The organism is Enterobacter sp. CRENT-193, assembly GCF_002787395.1.
In the GTDB taxonomy this organism is placed as follows: domain Bacteria; phylum Pseudomonadota; class Gammaproteobacteria; order Enterobacterales; family Enterobacteriaceae; genus Enterobacter; species Enterobacter hormaechei_C.
Genome location: NZ_CP024812.1, coordinates 1,476,282 through 1,492,069 on the forward strand (window position 1 = coordinate 1,476,282; position 15,788 = coordinate 1,492,069).

Consider the following 15,788-nt stretch of genomic DNA (forward strand, 5'->3'; position numbering starts at 1 on the left):
CCCTAAGGGAGAGGGGACTTAATCTCCCTCTCCCTTAGGGAGAGGGCCGGGGTGAGGGGGATGCCCGCACCAGCCCCGGCGCCTGCCACATCGACGTGGTCAGCCCGCTGTCCACCAGCCCGAGCTGGTCGGCGTACACCGCCTGCCATTTCTGCATCATGCCGTCGTACAGTTCCCGGTGCTGCGGGTTTGGCGTGAACTCGCGGCTCCACTTCACCAGCCGCTCGCCCGTCGAAGCCATATCCGCAAACAGCCCCGCGCCAGCTCCTGCGGCAATGGCACAGCCGAGCGCCGTTGCCTCTTTAACTTCCGGCACGCGCACCGGCAGGCCGGTAACGTCGCTTAAAATCTGACTCCACAGGGCGCCTTTGGCCCCGCCGCCCGCAAACACCAGACTCTCAAACGTCACGCCGGAGAAGCGCGAAATCTGCGCCAGGTTGCAGGCCGAGACGATCGCCGCGTTCTCCTCCAGAGCGCGGAACAGCGTCGCTTTGTTGCACTTTTCCGGGTCGATGGAGAGGTTAATAAACGACGGCGCGGCGTGATACCACTGCTTAAAATGCATCGCGTCGGAGAAGATTGGCATCACGCCGTGGGAGCCCGCCGGGACGCGGCTCGCCATCTCTTCCAGCAGGGAATAGGTGTCCATCCCCATCCGCTCGGCAATCAGCTTTTCCTCGGCGCAAAAGGCGTCGCGGAACCAGCGCATGGTTAGCCCGGTAAAGAAGCTGATCGACTCCGCCTGTGCCATGCCGGGGATGACGTGCGGGTTTACGCGGATGTTCATCTCAGGATCGGTGCGCACCTGCGGCAGGTTAACCACCTGCTGCCAGAAGGTGCCGCCCAGCACCGCCGTTTGTCCGGCGCGGACCACGCCCAGCCCCAGACAGCCCAGCTGCACGTCGCCGCCGCCCATCACCACCGGCGTGCCTTCACGCAGGCCGCACTGCTGCGCGGCTTCTTTCGTGACGGCCCCCAGCACGGTGCCGGTCTCTTTCACCGGGGAAAGGATATCGGCGCGCAGCCCGGCCATGTCGAGCAGCGCCGGACGCCAGTCGCGGGAGAAGAGATCCAGCATACCGGTGGTGCCCGCATTGGACGGGTCCACCGCCAGCTCGCCGGAAAGCTTCGCCGCCAGCCAGTCGCTGATCATGGTGATAGTCGCAGCCTTGCGGTAAATATCCGGACGGTGGTGCGCCAGCCACAGCAGGCGCGGCATGGCGCTCAGCGCCAGCGTCTGGCCGGAGACCTCATACACTTCGGATTCAAACCGGTAGTCGTGGATCTCTTTGAGTTCAGCCACCTCGCGGCTGGCGCGGGCGTCGACGTTGGCGCAGGCCCAGATAGCCTCGCCGTTGCGGTCGTACAGCACAATCCCTTCGCGCATCGAACAGCAGGCGACGGACTGAATATCCGCCGCGCTAAGCCGTGCGCGCTCCAGCGCCTGCTGAATACACCGGCAGGCCAGCCGCCAGTTGGTGTCGAGATCGAACTCCATCGACCCCGGCACGTTCTCCACGCTCAGGTGCTTCCACTCGGCCTGGCCAACGGCAATCTGGTTGCCCTGTAAATCGAAAATCACGGCGCGAACGCTGCCTGTCCCTGCATCTAACGCTAAAAGGTAACTCATGAGCTTGCCTCGCTGTTAGCGCAGGGCTGCTCTTATCCGGCCAGAGCCAGCACCGCGCGGGCTGTCGTCTCTTCCGTCACCAGGCCATTAATACGGCGACCTTTCAGTGCGGCATAAATCGCATCGGCTTTCTCTTCCCCTCCGGCCACGCCGACAATGGTGGGCAGCTGCGCCAGTTCATCGAGCGTGACGCCCAGTAATTCTTTGTGGATCTCCAGCTCCTCGACGCATTCCCCTTCGGCATTGAGGAAATAGCCGAGAATGTCGCCGACCGCGCCTTTGCGGGCGTACATCAGCTGTTCACCTTCGCTGATATAGCCGGAGCGCAGGATCGTTGCGTCGCGGCGCTGGTTTACCGAGCCAATCCCGACCACCGCCACGTCAGCCGCGGTGGCGGCGAGGATCACGTCCCGCACGCTGGTTTCGCGCTTTAAGATCCCGGCGACTTCAGCGGATGACACGCGAAGCGGGGCGGGGATCATGCTGACGCTACAGGCCGCATCCAGCTGGCCGATACCGGTCATATACGGCCCGACGCCGCCGGAAAGCGTCACCAGGCGGATCTGCTGCGAGCTGATAAAGCCGCTTAAGTGTTGCAGACTGCTCATGGTGGTTTCACCGAACCCCACCGCTAACAGCTGGCCGGGCTCCAGCACGCCCATCAGCGACTGCGCCGCGCCAATGCCCAGCCGCACGTTCATCGGCGGGGTATTCAGGGCAGGCATCACGCGCACCAGCTTCAGACCAAAGCGCTGCTGTAGCTCGGTTTCCAGCGCCAGGCAGCCCTCGTAGCGGGAGTTGATCTGCACGCGGATCACCCCGGACTGACGGCCTTTCTCCAGCAGGCGGGAGATTTTTAATCGCGGCAGCCCGAGCCGTTCGCCGATGTCGTTCTGGGTCAGCCCGTCGTGGTAGTAGCACCAGGCCACGCGCGCCACCAGCTCCTCTTCCGCCAGTGCCAGCCCGGCAAACCGTCCTTCTTCCGCAGTGCGTTTATCGCTCATAATTGAACTCTTATAAAAATTTAGATCATATGTTCGTGATGGCGCGACGTGAAAATGTGAGCCACGCGACAAAACAGATCATTTCGATCGATTCCGGTTTATCTAAATCTCAATCGATAAAATTGTGATCCCTGCACGGTTGTAAATATAGTTCACCGTCTACGCTTTTGAACATTATTAAATCTAAAAATCATTTGTTCAATAGCGGAGCGATGATGACACCACTTCTCGACGCGCGTGATATCAGCAAGCAGTTTTCAGGCGTACCGGTCTTAAAAGGCATTGATTTCACGCTGCTTGCGGGGCAGGTGCATGCGCTGATGGGCGGTAACGGCGCGGGAAAATCGACGCTGATGAAGATCATCGCCGGGGTAGAAACCCCGGATAGCGGTGAACTTTCGGTGGCGGGTGAGTCTTTTACACGGCTTACCCCGGCTCAGGCGCACAGGTTAGGCATTTATCTGGTGCCGCAGGAGCCGCTGCTGTTTCCCAACCTGACGGTGCGGGAAAACATCCTGTTTCGTCTGCCGCGAGAGCGCGATCGGGAAAAACGTCTGGCGGAAAAACTCCGGCAATTGCAATGCCAGCTTAACCTCGACGCCACCGCCAGCACCCTCGAGGTGGCTGACCAGCAGATGGTGGAGATCCTGCGCGGGCTGATGCGCAACGCCAGAATTCTGATCCTCGATGAACCCACGGCCTCGCTGACGCCAGGTGAAACCGAACGGCTGTTTCGCCAGATCCGCGCCTTGCAGGATCTTGGCGTCGGGATTGTTTTTATCTCGCATAAGCTGCCGGAGATTCGGCAGCTGGCGAGTCACGTCTCGGTGATGCGCGACGGCGCCGTGGTGCTCAGCGGCGAAACCGCGCAGTTTGACGATAACGCCCTGATCGCCGCCATGACGCCGGTAAGCCGGGAGACCTCCCTGAGCGATACGCAAAAGCTGTGGCTGGCGCTGCCGGGCAACCGCCGCACCCAGGCGCAGGATTTTCCCGTGCTGCGGGTGGAGGATCTTACCGGGGAAGGGTTTATCGATCTCAGCCTTGAGATCTACGCCGGGGAGATCGTCGGCCTGGCCGGGCTGGTAGGCTCCGGGCGCACCGAGTTTGCCGAAACGCTCTACGGCCTGCGTCCGGTTCGCGGGGGGCGCGTCTGGCTGGAGAACCAGGAGATCACCACCGAACCGGTGGGTTCACGTCTGGAAAAAGGGCTGGTCTATCTGCCGGAAGACAGGCAGGTGTCCGGCCTGTTTCTCGACGCGCCGATCCGCTGGAACACCGTGGCGCTGAACGAGCCGTCGCTCTGGCAGCAGCGAAAGCGGGAGTCTGCGGTAGTGGAACGCTATCACCGGGCGCTGGGGATCAAGCTCAACCATGCGGATCAAACCGTGCGCACGCTCTCCGGTGGTAATCAGCAGAAGGTGCTGCTGGCGCGCTGTCTGGAGGCCAACCCGCTGCTGCTGATCGTCGATGAACCGACGCGCGGCGTGGACGTCTCGGCGCGCGCCGATATTTATCAGCTGCTGAAAAGCGTGGCGGCGCAGAACGTGGCGGTGCTGATGATCTCAAGCGATCTCGATGAGTTTCCCGGCCTCGCGGATCGGGTGCTGGTAATGCATCAGGGCGTGCTCAGCGGCGAGCTGCCGCGCCACGCCGTCAGCCTCGACCGGATGATGGCGCTGGCGTTTGGAGGGCAATCATGAAGATCTTACTGAAAAACCGCGAGCTGAGCGCGTTTCTCGCCATTCTGGCGCTGTTCGCCGTGCTGGTGGCGCTGAACCCGTCGTACCTGAGCTTACAGACGCTGGGGATGATCTTCGCCAGCTCGCAGATCCTGATCCTGCTGGCTATCGGCGCGGCGCTGGTGATGCTGACCCGCAATATTGACGTCTCCGTCGGCTCCACGGTCGGGTTGTCCGCCATTGCCGTCGGCGTGGCGCTTAACAGCGGCTACAGCCTGCCCGTTTCCATTCTCTTCGCGCTGTCGATCGGCGCGCTGGCCGGGGCGTTCAACGGTTTTCTGGTTGTGGGCCTGCGCATTCCGGCGATTGTCGCCACCCTCGGCACGCTGGGGCTTTATCGCGGGGCGATGCTGCTCTGGACCGGCGGGAAGTGGATAGAAGGGCTGCCGCCGGGGCTGAAATCCCTCTCTGAGCCTGCCGCCGTCGGCATTTCGCCGCTCGGCATGCTGGTGTTGATTATCGCGGCCACCGGCGCGTGGACGCTGTCGCGCACCGCCTTTGGGCGGGATTTTTACGCCGTGGGGGATAACCTCGCCGCCGCGCGCCAGCTGGGCGTGGCGGTGAACCGCACCCGCATGATCGCCTTTACCCTCAACGGCATGCTGGCGGCCTGCGCCGGGATTGTGTTTGCCGCGCAGATAGGCTTTGTGCCCAACCAGACCGGCAGCGGGCTGGAGATGAAAGCCATCGCTGCCTGCGTGCTGGGGGGCATCTCGCTGCTGGGCGGCACCGGCACGCTGGTCGGTGCGTTCCTCGGCGCGTTCTTCCTCACCCAAATCGATACCGTGCTGGTGCTGTTCAGGCTCCCGGCGTGGTGGAACGACTTTATCGCCGGGCTGGTGCTGCTGGGCGTGCTGGTGCTCGACGGGCGTCTGCGTCAGGCACTGGCGCGGCATCAGCGGGCGCTGAAATACAGCCGTTTCCAGCCCGGTAACAAAGGGGGAAAGCACGTTACCCCGTTTCCCAAACGCAAAAAAGAGGTGGCGTAAATGAGGCTTAACTGGGAAAGCGCGCTGCTGATTTTACTGGTGCTGGAGATCCTGCTCTTCGGCGCCATCAACCCGCGCATGCTTGATATCAACATGCTGCTGTTCAGCACCAGCGATTTCATCTGTATTGGCATCGTGGCGCTGCCGCTTACGCTGGTGATCATCAGCGGCGGGATCGACATCTCCCTCGGCTCGACCATCGGCCTGTGCGCGATTGCGCTGGGGGTGATGATGCAGGCCGGGTGGCCGATGGCGGTCGCCGTTCCGCTTACGCTGCTGCTGGGTCTGCTGTGCGGGCTGGTGAATGCGGCGCTGATCCACTACACCGGCATCAGCCCGTTGGTCATTACCCTCGGCACGCTCTACCTCTACGGCGGCGGCGCGCTGCTGCTCTCCGGCATGGCGGGGGCGACGGGCTACGAGGGCATCGGCGGCTTCCCGGACAGCTTTACCGCCTTCGCTAACCTCACGGTGCTGGGGCTGCCGATCCCGCTGGTGCTGTTCGCGGTGATTACCGCCTTCTTCTGGCTGATTACCCACCGTGGGCGCTTTGGTCGGCACCTGTTTTTGATTGGGCAGAACCCGCGCGCGGCGCGCTATGCGGCGCTGCCGGTGAACGGCATGCCCTACGCGCTGTACGGCCTGGTGGGCGTGGCCTCGGCGATTGCCGCGCTGGTGATGGTCTCCTATTTCGGCTCTGCGCGTTCGGATCTGGGGCGCGATTTGCTGATGCCCGCGCTCACCGCCGCCGTGCTCGGCGGAGCCAATATCTACGGCGGGTCAGGTTCTGTTGTCGGTACGGCGCTGGCGGCGCTGCTGGTGGGGTATCTGCAACAGGGTTTACAGATGGTCGGCATCCCCAACCAGGTGTCGAGCGCGCTGTCGGGGGCGCTGCTGGTTGTGGTGGTGATGGGGCGTTCGCTGAGTCTGCACCGCGAATGGGTGCGATCTCTCTTCAGAAAACTATCCGGAGCGTAAGATGAAAACAAAACTGCTCGTCCTGGCAATGGCCCTCAGCTTCGCTTCGGCGCAGGCGGCGGACCGCATTGCCTTTATCCCGAAACTGGTAGGCGTGGGATTCTTCACCAGCGGCGGCAACGGCGCGAAAGAGGCGGGGAAAGATCTTGGCGTGGACGTGACCTACGACGGCCCGACCGAGCCGAGCGTCTCCGGTCAGGTGCAGCTCATCAATAACTTCGTTAACCAGGGCTATAACGCCATCATCGTCTCTGCCGTGTCACCGGACGGTCTCTGCCCGGCGCTGAAGCGCGCGATGCAGCGCGGCGTCAAGGTCCTGACCTGGGATTCCGACACCAAACCGGAGTGCCGCAGCATCTACATCAATCAGGGGACGCCGGAACAGCTGGGCGGCCTGCTGGTGGAGATGGCGGGCAAGCAGGTCACCAAACCGAACGCGAAAGTGGCGTTCTTCTACTCCAGCCCGACCGTCACCGACCAGAACCAGTGGGTGAAAGAGGCGAAGGCCAAAATCGAGAAAGATCATCCTCAGTGGCAGGTCGTCACCACCCAGTTTGGCTATAACGACGCCACCAAATCGTTGCAAACCGCCGAAGGGATCTTAAAGGCTTATCCGGATCTGGATGCGATCATCGCCCCGGACGCCAACGCCCTGCCGGCGGCGGCACAGGCGGCAGAAAACCTGAAGCGGGAAGGGGTGGCGATTGTCGGCTTCAGCACGCCGAATGTGATGCGCCCGTACGTTGAGCGCGGCACGGTGAAGGCCTTCGGCCTGTGGGACGTGGTGCAACAGGGCAAAATTGCGGTCAATGTCGCCGATCGTTTGCTGAAAAAAGGCGATCTTAACGTCGGCGACAGCGTAGACGTGAAAAATATCGGGACGCTGAAGGTCGAGCCGAACAGCGTGCAGGGCTACCAGTATGAGGCGAAGGGCAACGGCATCGTGCTGCTGCCGGAGCGCGTGGTGTTCACCAAAGAGAACATCAGCAAATACGATTTCTGACGGGGGAGCAAATGGCTGATTTAGACGACATCAAAGACGGCAAGGATTTTGGCATCGGTACGCCGCAGCAGAATGTGCCGTACACCCTGAAGGGCTGCGGCTCGCTGGACTGGGGTATGCAGTCGAGGCTTTCGCGCATTTTCAACCCGCAGAGCAACCGCACGGTGATGCTGGCCTTTGACCACGGTTACTTTCAGGGACCGACCACCGGCCTTGAGCGTATCGATCTCTCCATCGCGCCGCTGTTTGGCGAAACCGACGTGCTGATGTGTACCCGCGGCATCCTCAGGAGCCAGGTACCTGCCGCGACGAACAAACCGGTGGTGCTGCGCGCCTCCGGCGGTAACTCGATTCTGGGCGAACTGTCGAACGAGTGCGTGGCGGTGGCGATGGAAGACGCGCTGCGCCTGAACGTCTGCGCGGTGGCGGCGCAGGTGTACATCGGAAGCGAGTTTGAGCATCAGTCGATCAACAATATCATCAAGCTGGTCGATGCAGGGGCGCGCTACGGCATGCCGACGCTGGCGGTGACGGGCGTGGGGAAAGAGATGGCGCGTGACGCTCGGTATTTTTCGCTGGCAAGCCGCATCGCCGCCGAAATGGGGGCGCAGTTCGTCAAAACCTACTATGTGGACGAGGGCTTTGAAAAAGTGACCGCCAGCTGCCCGGTGCCGATCGTTATCGCGGGGGGCAAAAAGCTGCCGGAGCACGAGGCGCTGGAGATGTGCTGGCGGGCGATTGAGCAGGGCGCGTCCGGCGTGGACATGGGGCGCAACATCTTCCAGTCCAGCGCGCCGCTCGCCATGCTGAAGGCGGTGAAGAAAGTGGTTCACGAGAACTGGAATGCCCGCGATGCGTTCCAGTTCTGGCAGGAAGAGAAACAGGGAGAAGCAAAATGAACGTGACGCTGGTGGAGATCAACATTAAGCCCGAGCGGGTGGACGAGTTTCTGGAGGTATTTCGCGCCAACCACGAGGGGGCGATCAAGGAGCCGGGCAACCTGCGCTTCGACGTATTGCAGGACCCGCGGGTGAAAACCCGGTTCTTTATCTACGAAGCCTATAAAGACGAAGAGGCGGTGCTGGCGCATAAGCAAACCCCGCACTATCTCGCGTGCGTGGATAAGCTGGAGGAGCTGATGTCGGAGCCGCGCAAAAAACGCAGCTTTGTCGGATTGTTGCCGGAGTAGCGGTTTTGCCTGGTGGCGCTGCGCTTACCGGGCCTACGGGTACGGGGGGTGTTGATTTTGTAGGCCGGGTAAGCGCAGCGCCACCAGGCGTTGTTCACGCCAGCTCCAGCAACTGAATACGCGCCGTCGCGCCCGGCATCAGCTTTTGCAGATTGCTCACCAGCTCATCGCCAGCTTCCTGTAATGCCGCCAGCGGCATCGACGGCAGGCTTTCGAGAATAAACCACATGGACTGCGCCTGGCTGTCCAGACGCGTGCGTATCCCCTGTCGCCAGTTCCAGCGGCGGCAGGTGATGCCAAGATCGTCACGCCAGATAACTTCGCCTGGCTCCGGATTTTCGACTACCGGCTCACCCTCTTTGACGGTATCAAACGGCTCACTGCCGTCGGCCAGCGTCAGGCGCGGCGCTCCCGAGTAAGCCGCCAGATTTTCTCCCCCTACCGGAATAGCGTAGCGGATACTGATGGCATTATAGATATCCACCACCGGGTCGAGCGGCGGCAGCGAACCGTCTCTCATCACGCGCTTGCGCAGGGCCGAGGCCGAGCAGGGCGTACGTTTGGGTTTTGCACCAAAGGCTTTAAACACCTCATCCCAGGCGGCGAGATGATTTTCTGCCCAGGGCACATCATCATTGAGCATCTGCTGGCAGGCCTGCGCCAGCGCAGCGGGCGCAACCTCCGGTTGGGTAATCGGGGCAGCTTCAACCAGAATGCTCAGCGCCCGAAAGCCGGGCGCGATCCCGACAAGTCGCGAATCTATTGACGGTGTTACAAGAGACATAAATAATCCTGTATTGACTGTTTTATACCATGGTAGTGACCAATGACTGATAAAGTCAATATAATGACCGATGCGGGTGCCGATGTTGCCCAGGTAAGCCTGGCCGTCGCGAACCGTATCCGCAGCTGGCGGAAAGAGAAAAAACTGTCGCTGGACGAGCTTTCTCGCCGCGCCAGCGTCAGCAAAGGCATGCTGGTGGAGATCGAAAAAGGGGCTGCCAACCCCAGCATTGCCATTCTGTGTAAACTGGCCGCCGCGCTTGGCGTCTCGGTGGCAGATATCGTTAACGTCTCCAGCGAGCCGCAGATACACATTATTCAGGAAGAGGCGATCCCGGTTCTGTGGCAGGGCGCACAGGGCGGTTACGCCAGATTGCTGGCAGGCACCGCAGGCCCGGATATGATTGAGCTGTGGCAGTGGGAGATGCATCCGGGAGAAACGTTCACTTCTCCGGGACATCCGGCGGGAACGTTTGAGCTGCTGCATGTGAACGAAGGCGTATTAACCCTGACGGTGGACGAGACGGTGGCACAGGTTAATGCTGGCGCGTCGGCGGTGGCGAAAACGGAAGCGGCGCACGGCTATGCCAATGAAAGCGATACCGTGCTTCGCTTCACCATGACGGTGGCAGAGTTTCACCGATAAAAAGCAGCCCGGTGGCGCTACGCTTACCGGGCTTGCATATGCAGTATGTTGTAGGCCGGGAAAGCGTAGCGCCACCCGGCTTTTTTTACGCCTCTTCCACACTCACCCGCAGCGCCGCCAGCGCCTTACGCGCCGCCTTCAGCACCTGCTCACACTGCTCAATGGTGAGCGTCAACGGTGGTTCAATGCGGATGGTTTTCGAGTTGTTAAGCGTTCCCGCCACCAGTACCCGCTGGCGGAACATCTCGCTTGCGAAGCTATAACCGGTTTCGTTATCAACGAACTCAATCGCCATCAGCATCCCTTTCCCGCGCGCATCCTGTACCAGATCCGGGTATTCCCGGCCCAGCTGGCGGAAGCCGTCCAGCAGCATGTCGCCTTTCTGCTCCGCCTGCGCAGGCAGGTTTTGCTCCAGCAGCACGTTGATGGTCGCCAGCGCGGCCGCGCAGGCCAGCGGGTTACCGCCAAAGGTGGTGGTATGCAGGAATGGATTGTCGAACAGCACCGAGAACACCTCTTCAGTGGCGACCGTTGCGCCAATCGGCATCACGCCGCCGCCGAGCGCTTTTGCCAGGCACAGAATATCCGGCTGAACGTTCTCATGCTCACAGGCGAACATCTTGCCGGTGCGCCCCATCCCGGTCTGCACTTCGTCGAGGATCAGCAGCGCGCCAAACTCATCGCACAGCTGACGCACGGCGGGCAGATAGCCCTGCGGCGGGAGGATCACGCCGCCTTCACCCTGAATCGGCTCCAGGATCACCGCCGCCACGTCGTCGCCGGTTTTACGGCATTCGCCGAGCATGGTGCGCATGGCGTTGATGTCGCCGAACGGTACGTGGCGGAAGCCCGGCAGCAGCGGCATAAACGGTTTACGGAAAGTGGATTTAGCGGTCGCCGACAGCGCGCCCAGGGATTTCCCGTGGAACGCGCCGCTGGTGGCGATAAAGGTAAATTTCCCGCGTGGCGACTGGTACGCTTTGGCGAGTTTAATCGCCGCTTCGACCGATTCGGTGCCGCTGTTGCTGAAGAAGCTGTATTTCAGTTTGCCGGGCGTTAAGGCTGCCAGCGTTTTCGCGAGCATGGCGCGAAGCGGATCGAGCAGTTCCTGGCTATGGAGAGGTTGTTTCGCAAGTTGATTCTGTACGGCGGAAACCACAACTGGATTACGGTGCCCCACGTTGAAAATACCAAAACCACCCAGGCAATCGATAAACTCCTGTCCCTGGGTGTCGACAAGCGTATTCAGACTGCCCGCTTGCCACTCTACGGCTCCGTAATCCCCGCCGGCGGTAACAGATTTGCGATACTCCAGAAAACCAGGATTCACATGCTCTTTAAAGTAATCAATGACCTCACGGTTAAGTTGTTTCATCTCCTCATGATCAAGCGTTCGCTTTTCAATGAGATTCAGTGCGTGCGCGGTACAGGCAAGAGCCGAGGCGCTGGAAGGTAACCTGTTCAAAATATGCTCCCGGGGATCGCGTATCACATGATACTGAGTTAATTATTGCAGGGATTACGCCACCTCAGATGCCTTAACAAAAATCGGGATAAACGCCAGGTGAAATCAAATTTGCACAATATTTAATCATGCCATTGCGCGCCGCACGGGATAAGGGATAACGAGCCGGGGATGGGGTGTCGTCAATTGCACTACTCCAGGGCAGAAATGCGCCTTAAGTGTGCGCCGGGGGATCATGCTTTGTAGGTAGTTTCGTCTCGAAAGTATTTTAAATCAATTAATTAGAAAAACGCACGAAAAGTGCGGTTTAACCGAGATTTGCGATCTCAATCATATTTAACAACTAAAGATAAATTTTTTATCGCCGAAAAAACATAAGCCACAAAATTAACATTCAAATAACCTGCAAGGGATGCTCACTATGTCCTCTCCTGACTATGTCACCCAGAATGAATATCCGCTGGACGATGACACCACGCTTATGTCGACCACCGACCTCCACAGCTACATGACCCACACTAACGACACCTTTGTGCAAGTGAGCGGCTTTACGCTCCAGGAGCTGCTCGGGCAACCGCACAACATTGTGCGCCATCCGGATATGCCGAAAGCGGCTTTTGCCGACATGTGGTACACGCTGCAAAAGGGCGAACCCTGGAGCGGGATTGTCAAAAACCGACGTAAAAATGGCGATCACTATTGGGTACGCGCCAATGCGGTACCGATGGTGCGTAACGGCCAGATGACGGGCTATATGTCCATTCGTACCCGCGCCACCGAGGACGAGGTCGCCGCAGTGGAGCCGCTTTATAAGGCGCTCAACGAAGGACGTAGCAAAAAACGCATTCATAAAGGGCTGGTGGTGCGCAAAGGCTGGCTCGGCAAATTACCGGCGATGCCGCTGCGCTGGCGCGTGCGCAGCGTAATGGCGGTACTTTTTGCGGTGATGGCCGCAACGCTGGTTGCCAGTGCTGCGGGCTGGGCTTCGCTGGTGGCGGCAGCCGTGGTGATGCTGCTTGGCACCCTGGTGTTTGAACAACAGATTGTCCGCCCGGTGGAAAACGTCGCACGGCAGGCGCTCAGGGTCGCTACCGGAGAGCGTAACAGCGTGCAGCATCTTAGCCGCAGCGATGAACTGGGGCTGACGCTGCGGGCCGTCGGACAGCTGGGGCTGATGTGCCGCTGGCTGATCAACGACGTCTCCAGCCAGGTGGTGAGCGTGCGCGACGGCAGCGACAGGCTGGCGCAGGGCAATGAAGATCTCAACGATCGCACGCGCCAGACCGTGGCTAACGTGCAGCAGACCGTGGCAACAATGAACCAGATGGCGGCGTCGGTGCAGAGTAACTCTGAGACCGCAGCCGAAGTCGACAAGCTGTCGATGGCCGCCAGCAGCGCGGCCACGCAGGGGGGCACCGTGATGCAGACCGTGGTGAAAACCATGGATGACATAGCCGACAGTACCCAGCGCATTGGCTCTATTACCTCGCTTATCAATGACATTGCCTTCCAGACCAATATTCTGGCGCTGAACGCCGCGGTTGAGGCGGCACGCGCGGGCGAGCAGGGGAAAGGCTTTGCGGTGGTGGCGGGCGAAGTGCGTCATCTTGCCAGCCGCAGCGCGAATGCAGCTAACGATATTCGTAAGCTGATCGACGCCAGCGCCAGCAAAGTGCAGTCGGGCGCCGATCAGGTCCACGCCGCGGGACGTACCATGGATGATATTGTCGAGCAGGTGAAAAACGTCACGCAGCTTATCGCGCAGATCAGCCACTCCACCTCCGAGCAGGCGACAGGCCTGACAGAGCTGACCCGTGCCGTGGCAGAACTGGACAGCATTACGCAGAAAAATGCTGACCTGGTCGAAGAGAGCGCGCAGATTTCCGCGATGGTTAAGCACCGGGCCGGACGTCTTGAAGATGCGGTTACCGTGCTGCATTAAGAAATGCATGCTTCGATAAAGCCGTTTATTCCTCCGGGGTAAACGGTTTTTTTGTTTTTCAGAATAAGTTATGTTGTTAATGAAATATTAAGTAACTAAAAAAAGCACCCGATTTTTAATTGCTACGCCCCGGATTTATTGAAAGTGTGAAATAAAAAAACGATCAAAGTCATAAAGTTAGAGAGTTTCCTGTCGATAACAGCGATCGTCTGAGAAATAATCACATCGATGGGGTAAATATGTTCATACATGACGTAAAGATCGGCACGAAATTATTTCTGGCGTTTGGATTATTTATTGTCCTGATGGTCGTCAGCGCAAGCTTGTCTCTGATGAGCCTGAATCGGGCAAACAATGGAATGCAAACCATCCTTACCAGCGATTATCCAACGACGGTAAAAGCGAACCAGTTAATCGACAACTTCCAGGAATTTATCAGCACGCAGCAGCTCATGCTGCTGGACGAACAGGGGACGTACACGGCGCAATCAGAGCAGCGTCTGAAGGCGATCAGCGAGCGCATCGCCGCAATCCTGAGCGAGCTGGACAACGCTCTCAAGGATAAAAAATCCCAACAGGTGCTGGCCGATATCCACGGCGTGCGCCAGCAATATCTTGACTCGCGCTACCGCATTTTGCAGGCCGTGCAGAATAACGACCGTGCGGGCGCGATAAACGAAATGATGACCAACACCCTGAACCTGCAACAGTCCTATAAAGCGAAAGTGCAGGCGTTGATTGCGATCCAGGACCATGAAATGCAGAGTGCGGGCGAGCAGGTGGAAGGTGATTTCCGCACCAATCGTCTCCTGCTGATCCTGATTACGCTTTTTAGCGTCGCGGCAGCCAGCCTGACTGGCTGGTTCATTGTGCGATCCATTACCCGCCCGCTGAACGACGCGGTGAATTTTGCGGAGGCCATTGCCGATGGCGATCTCACCGGCAGCATTACCTCGCACGGTAAAGATGAAACCGGACTGCTACTCACCGCACTGATGGAGATGAAAACGCGCCTGCTGGAGATTGTGCAGCAGGTGCAAACCGGATCGGAAAACATCTCCAGCGCCGCCGCGCAGATTGTCGCGGGCAACCAGGATCTGGCTGCCCGCACGGAGGAGCAGGCCAGTTCCGTTGAACAGACGGCCGCGTCGATGGAGCAGATCACCGCTACGGTGAAGAACACCGCGTCCCACACCGGAGAAGCGACGAACCTGTCTGCCGATGCGGCTGCCGTGGTCAAAAACAACGGCGAGATGATGAAGCAGGTCACCAGCAAGATGCGCCTGATCAACGAAACATCGAACAGGATGTCCGACATTATCGACCTGATCGACGCCATTGCCTTCCAGACTAATATTCTGGCGCTGAACGCGGCGGTCGAAGCGGCGCGCGCGGGTGAGCATGGTCGCGGCTTTGCGGTGGTGGCGGGCGAGGTACGTCAGCTCGCGCAGAAAAGTGCAACATCCGCGAGTGAGATCCGCCAGCTGATTGAAAGCTCCACAAGCCAGACGCAGGACGGCATGAACCTTGTGGAGAAGGCCAGCGGGCTTATCAACGGCATGGTCGGCAACGTGGAAGAGATGGACGTCATCCTGCGTGAGATTCGCCAGGCCAGCCACGAACAGACGGAAGGCATCTCGCAGATCAACAGCGCGATTGGCCTGATAGACGCCACCACCCAGCAGAACTCCGCGCTGGTGGAGGAGTCCGTTGCGGCGGCGGCATCCCTTAACGAACAGGCCATGCACCTGAAAGAGCTGGTCCGCGTGTTCCGCGTGAGCGACGGCGTGCTGGCTTAATCCAGCTGGGAGATCTCCAGTGCCGCGCGGTCAATCACGCCGATAATCTGTTTTAACTGCGCGTCGCTGAGCTCTCCCTGATTAACCTTCAGATCCAGAACCGCTTTGAAGTTATCCAGCGCCCGCTTCATCTGCGGGTTTTTGCGCAGCTGGAAACCGACGGAGCGCGCCTTGATACGCGTCTGGATCTGCTCCAGCTGTTCCCGGTTATCTTCCAGCCACTGTTCTCCGGCGGCGTTAATCGCAATCCGCTTACGGCCGTTCTCTTCTTCGGTAATGATGATAAGCGACTGATCCTGCAAGTAATCCAGAGTCGGATAGATCACGCCAGGGCTTGGCGTGTAATGTCCCTGTGTCAGGTTCTCGATCTCTTTGATCAGCTCATAACCATGGCTCGCGTTGCGGGTCAGGATATCCAGGATCACCAGCCGCAGATCGCCATGACCAAAAAATCGTGGCCGGCGTCCGCCGCCGTCGTGTTCGTGTCGCATGTTTCTTCCTCAATTTGATATATCTAAACTATATCTAAGATATATTCAGATGCAATCTAAAAAATCTTGATTTCTGAGTTAATAGCAATCATTATCATTAAAAATTCATTCCGATATATCGTATTCA

14 protein-coding genes are annotated in these 15,788 nt (G+C 59.3%); 9 read left to right on the plus strand and 5 right to left on the minus strand.

Annotated features, from left to right (window positions below):
• Positions 1–34 precede the first annotated feature (34 nt).
• Positions 35–1,630 (minus strand): autoinducer-2 kinase, encoded by a 1,596-nt coding sequence (gene lsrK, locus CU081_RS07300; RefSeq protein WP_022651887.1) that lies wholly within the window; start codon positions 1,628–1,630, stop codon positions 35–37.
• 32 nt (positions 1,631–1,662) lie between these two features.
• Positions 1,663–2,634 carry a transcriptional regulator LsrR gene (gene lsrR / locus CU081_RS07305; RefSeq protein ID WP_023295481.1) on the minus strand — a complete coding sequence of 324 codons (972 nt, stop codon included), beginning with the start codon at positions 2,632–2,634 and terminating at the stop codon, positions 1,663–1,665.
• 215 nt (positions 2,635–2,849) lie between these two features.
• Here lsrR and lsrA point away from each other — a divergent pair, with 215 nt between their 5' ends.
• The 6 genes from lsrA to lsrG are packed head-to-tail and all read left to right on the plus strand — an operon-like array spanning position 2,850 to position 8,535.
• Positions 2,850–4,337: an autoinducer 2 ABC transporter ATP-binding protein LsrA gene (gene lsrA / locus CU081_RS07310; RefSeq protein WP_022651885.1), complete on the plus strand. Its 1,488-nt coding sequence runs from the start codon at positions 2,850–2,852 to the stop codon at positions 4,335–4,337.
• Positions 4,334–5,365: an autoinducer 2 ABC transporter permease LsrC gene (gene lsrC / locus CU081_RS07315; protein ID WP_003862614.1), complete on the plus strand. Its 1,032-nt coding sequence runs from the start codon at positions 4,334–4,336 to the stop codon at positions 5,363–5,365. The genes lsrA and lsrC overlap by 4 nt, the downstream gene beginning before the upstream one ends.
• The gene (gene lsrD / locus CU081_RS07320; RefSeq protein ID WP_003862612.1) at positions 5,366–6,343 is read left to right on the plus strand and encodes an autoinducer 2 ABC transporter permease LsrD; all 978 of its coding nucleotides are present in this window, start codon (positions 5,366–5,368) and stop codon (positions 6,341–6,343) included. It abuts the gene before it with no gap.
• A 1-nt stretch (position 6,344) separates the two neighbouring features.
• Positions 6,345–7,346 (plus strand): autoinducer 2 ABC transporter substrate-binding protein LsrB, encoded by a 1,002-nt coding sequence (gene lsrB / locus CU081_RS07325; protein ID WP_003862610.1) that lies wholly within the window; start codon positions 6,345–6,347, stop codon positions 7,344–7,346.
• Positions 7,347–7,357: 11 nt separating this feature from the next.
• Positions 7,358–8,245, plus strand: a complete 888-nt coding sequence (gene lsrF / locus CU081_RS07330; protein ID WP_003862608.1) for a 3-hydroxy-5-phosphonooxypentane-2,4-dione thiolase — start codon at positions 7,358–7,360, stop codon at positions 8,243–8,245.
• Positions 8,242–8,535: a (4S)-4-hydroxy-5-phosphonooxypentane-2,3-dione isomerase gene (gene lsrG / locus CU081_RS07335; RefSeq protein WP_003862606.1), complete on the plus strand. Its 294-nt coding sequence runs from the start codon at positions 8,242–8,244 to the stop codon at positions 8,533–8,535. Before lsrF ends, lsrG begins: the two co-directional genes overlap by 4 nt.
• A gap of 94 nt (positions 8,536–8,629) precedes the next feature.
• Here lsrG and CU081_RS07340 read toward each other — a convergent pair whose 3' ends face one another.
• A complete protein-coding gene (locus tag CU081_RS07340) occupies positions 8,630–9,319 on the minus strand; it encodes a B3/B4 domain-containing protein (RefSeq protein ID WP_003862604.1) in 690 nt (229 codons plus the stop codon).
• Between the two features lie 42 nt (positions 9,320–9,361).
• On the opposite strand from CU081_RS07340, the gene CU081_RS07345 reads away from it, so the two are divergent.
• Positions 9,362–9,964 carry a helix-turn-helix domain-containing protein gene (locus CU081_RS07345; RefSeq protein ID WP_003862602.1) on the plus strand — a complete coding sequence of 201 codons (603 nt, stop codon included), beginning with the start codon at positions 9,362–9,364 and terminating at the stop codon, positions 9,962–9,964.
• 85 nt (positions 9,965–10,049) lie between these two features.
• Here CU081_RS07345 and ygjG read toward each other — a convergent pair whose 3' ends face one another.
• Positions 10,050–11,429, minus strand: coding sequence for a putrescine aminotransferase (ygjG, locus tag CU081_RS07350; RefSeq protein WP_022651884.1), 1,380 nt, complete (start codon positions 11,427–11,429; stop codon positions 10,050–10,052).
• 421 nt (positions 11,430–11,850) lie between these two features.
• On the opposite strand from ygjG, the gene CU081_RS07360 reads away from it, so the two are divergent.
• Together CU081_RS07360 and CU081_RS07365 are read left to right on the plus strand one after the other, a co-directional pair.
• Positions 11,851–13,371 carry a methyl-accepting chemotaxis protein gene (locus CU081_RS07360; RefSeq protein ID WP_022651883.1) on the plus strand — a complete coding sequence of 507 codons (1,521 nt, stop codon included), beginning with the start codon at positions 11,851–11,853 and terminating at the stop codon, positions 13,369–13,371.
• Between the two features lie 239 nt (positions 13,372–13,610).
• Positions 13,611–15,170 carry a methyl-accepting chemotaxis protein gene (locus CU081_RS07365; RefSeq protein ID WP_022651882.1) on the plus strand — a complete coding sequence of 520 codons (1,560 nt, stop codon included), beginning with the start codon at positions 13,611–13,613 and terminating at the stop codon, positions 15,168–15,170.
• On the opposite strand, the gene CU081_RS07370 is transcribed toward CU081_RS07365, so the two are convergent.
• A complete protein-coding gene (locus tag CU081_RS07370) occupies positions 15,167–15,661 on the minus strand; it encodes a PadR family transcriptional regulator (protein ID WP_022651881.1) in 495 nt (164 codons plus the stop codon). The genes CU081_RS07365 and CU081_RS07370 overlap by 4 nt on opposite strands.
• Positions 15,662–15,788 lie beyond the last annotated feature (127 nt).

Bases quoted from the DNA above. Each gene is read 5' to 3' on its own strand.
- lsrK (WP_022651887.1), bottom strand. From the start codon at position 1,630: ATGAGTTACCTTTTAGCGTTAGATGCAGGGACAGGCAGCGTTCGCGCC.
- lsrR (WP_023295481.1), bottom strand. From the start codon at position 2,634: ATGAGCGATAAACGCACTGCGGAAGAAGGACGGTTTGCCGGGCTGGCA.
- lsrA (WP_022651885.1), top strand. From the start codon at position 2,850: ATGACACCACTTCTCGACGCGCGTGATATCAGCAAGCAGTTTTCAGGC.
- lsrC (WP_003862614.1), top strand. From the start codon at position 4,334: ATGAAGATCTTACTGAAAAACCGCGAGCTGAGCGCGTTTCTCGCCATT.
- lsrD (WP_003862612.1), top strand. From the start codon at position 5,366: ATGAGGCTTAACTGGGAAAGCGCGCTGCTGATTTTACTGGTGCTGGAG.
- lsrB (WP_003862610.1), top strand. From the start codon at position 6,345: ATGAAAACAAAACTGCTCGTCCTGGCAATGGCCCTCAGCTTCGCTTCG.
- lsrF (WP_003862608.1), top strand. From the start codon at position 7,358: ATGGCTGATTTAGACGACATCAAAGACGGCAAGGATTTTGGCATCGGT.
- lsrG (WP_003862606.1), top strand. From the start codon at position 8,242: ATGAACGTGACGCTGGTGGAGATCAACATTAAGCCCGAGCGGGTGGAC.
- CU081_RS07340 (WP_003862604.1), bottom strand. From the start codon at position 9,319: ATGTCTCTTGTAACACCGTCAATAGATTCGCGACTTGTCGGGATCGCG.
- CU081_RS07345 (WP_003862602.1), top strand. From the start codon at position 9,362: ATGACTGATAAAGTCAATATAATGACCGATGCGGGTGCCGATGTTGCC.
- CU081_RS07360 (WP_022651883.1), top strand. From the start codon at position 11,851: ATGTCCTCTCCTGACTATGTCACCCAGAATGAATATCCGCTGGACGAT.
- CU081_RS07365 (WP_022651882.1), top strand. From the start codon at position 13,611: ATGTTCATACATGACGTAAAGATCGGCACGAAATTATTTCTGGCGTTT.
- CU081_RS07370 (WP_022651881.1), bottom strand. From the start codon at position 15,661: ATGCGACACGAACACGACGGCGGCGGACGCCGGCCACGATTTTTTGGT.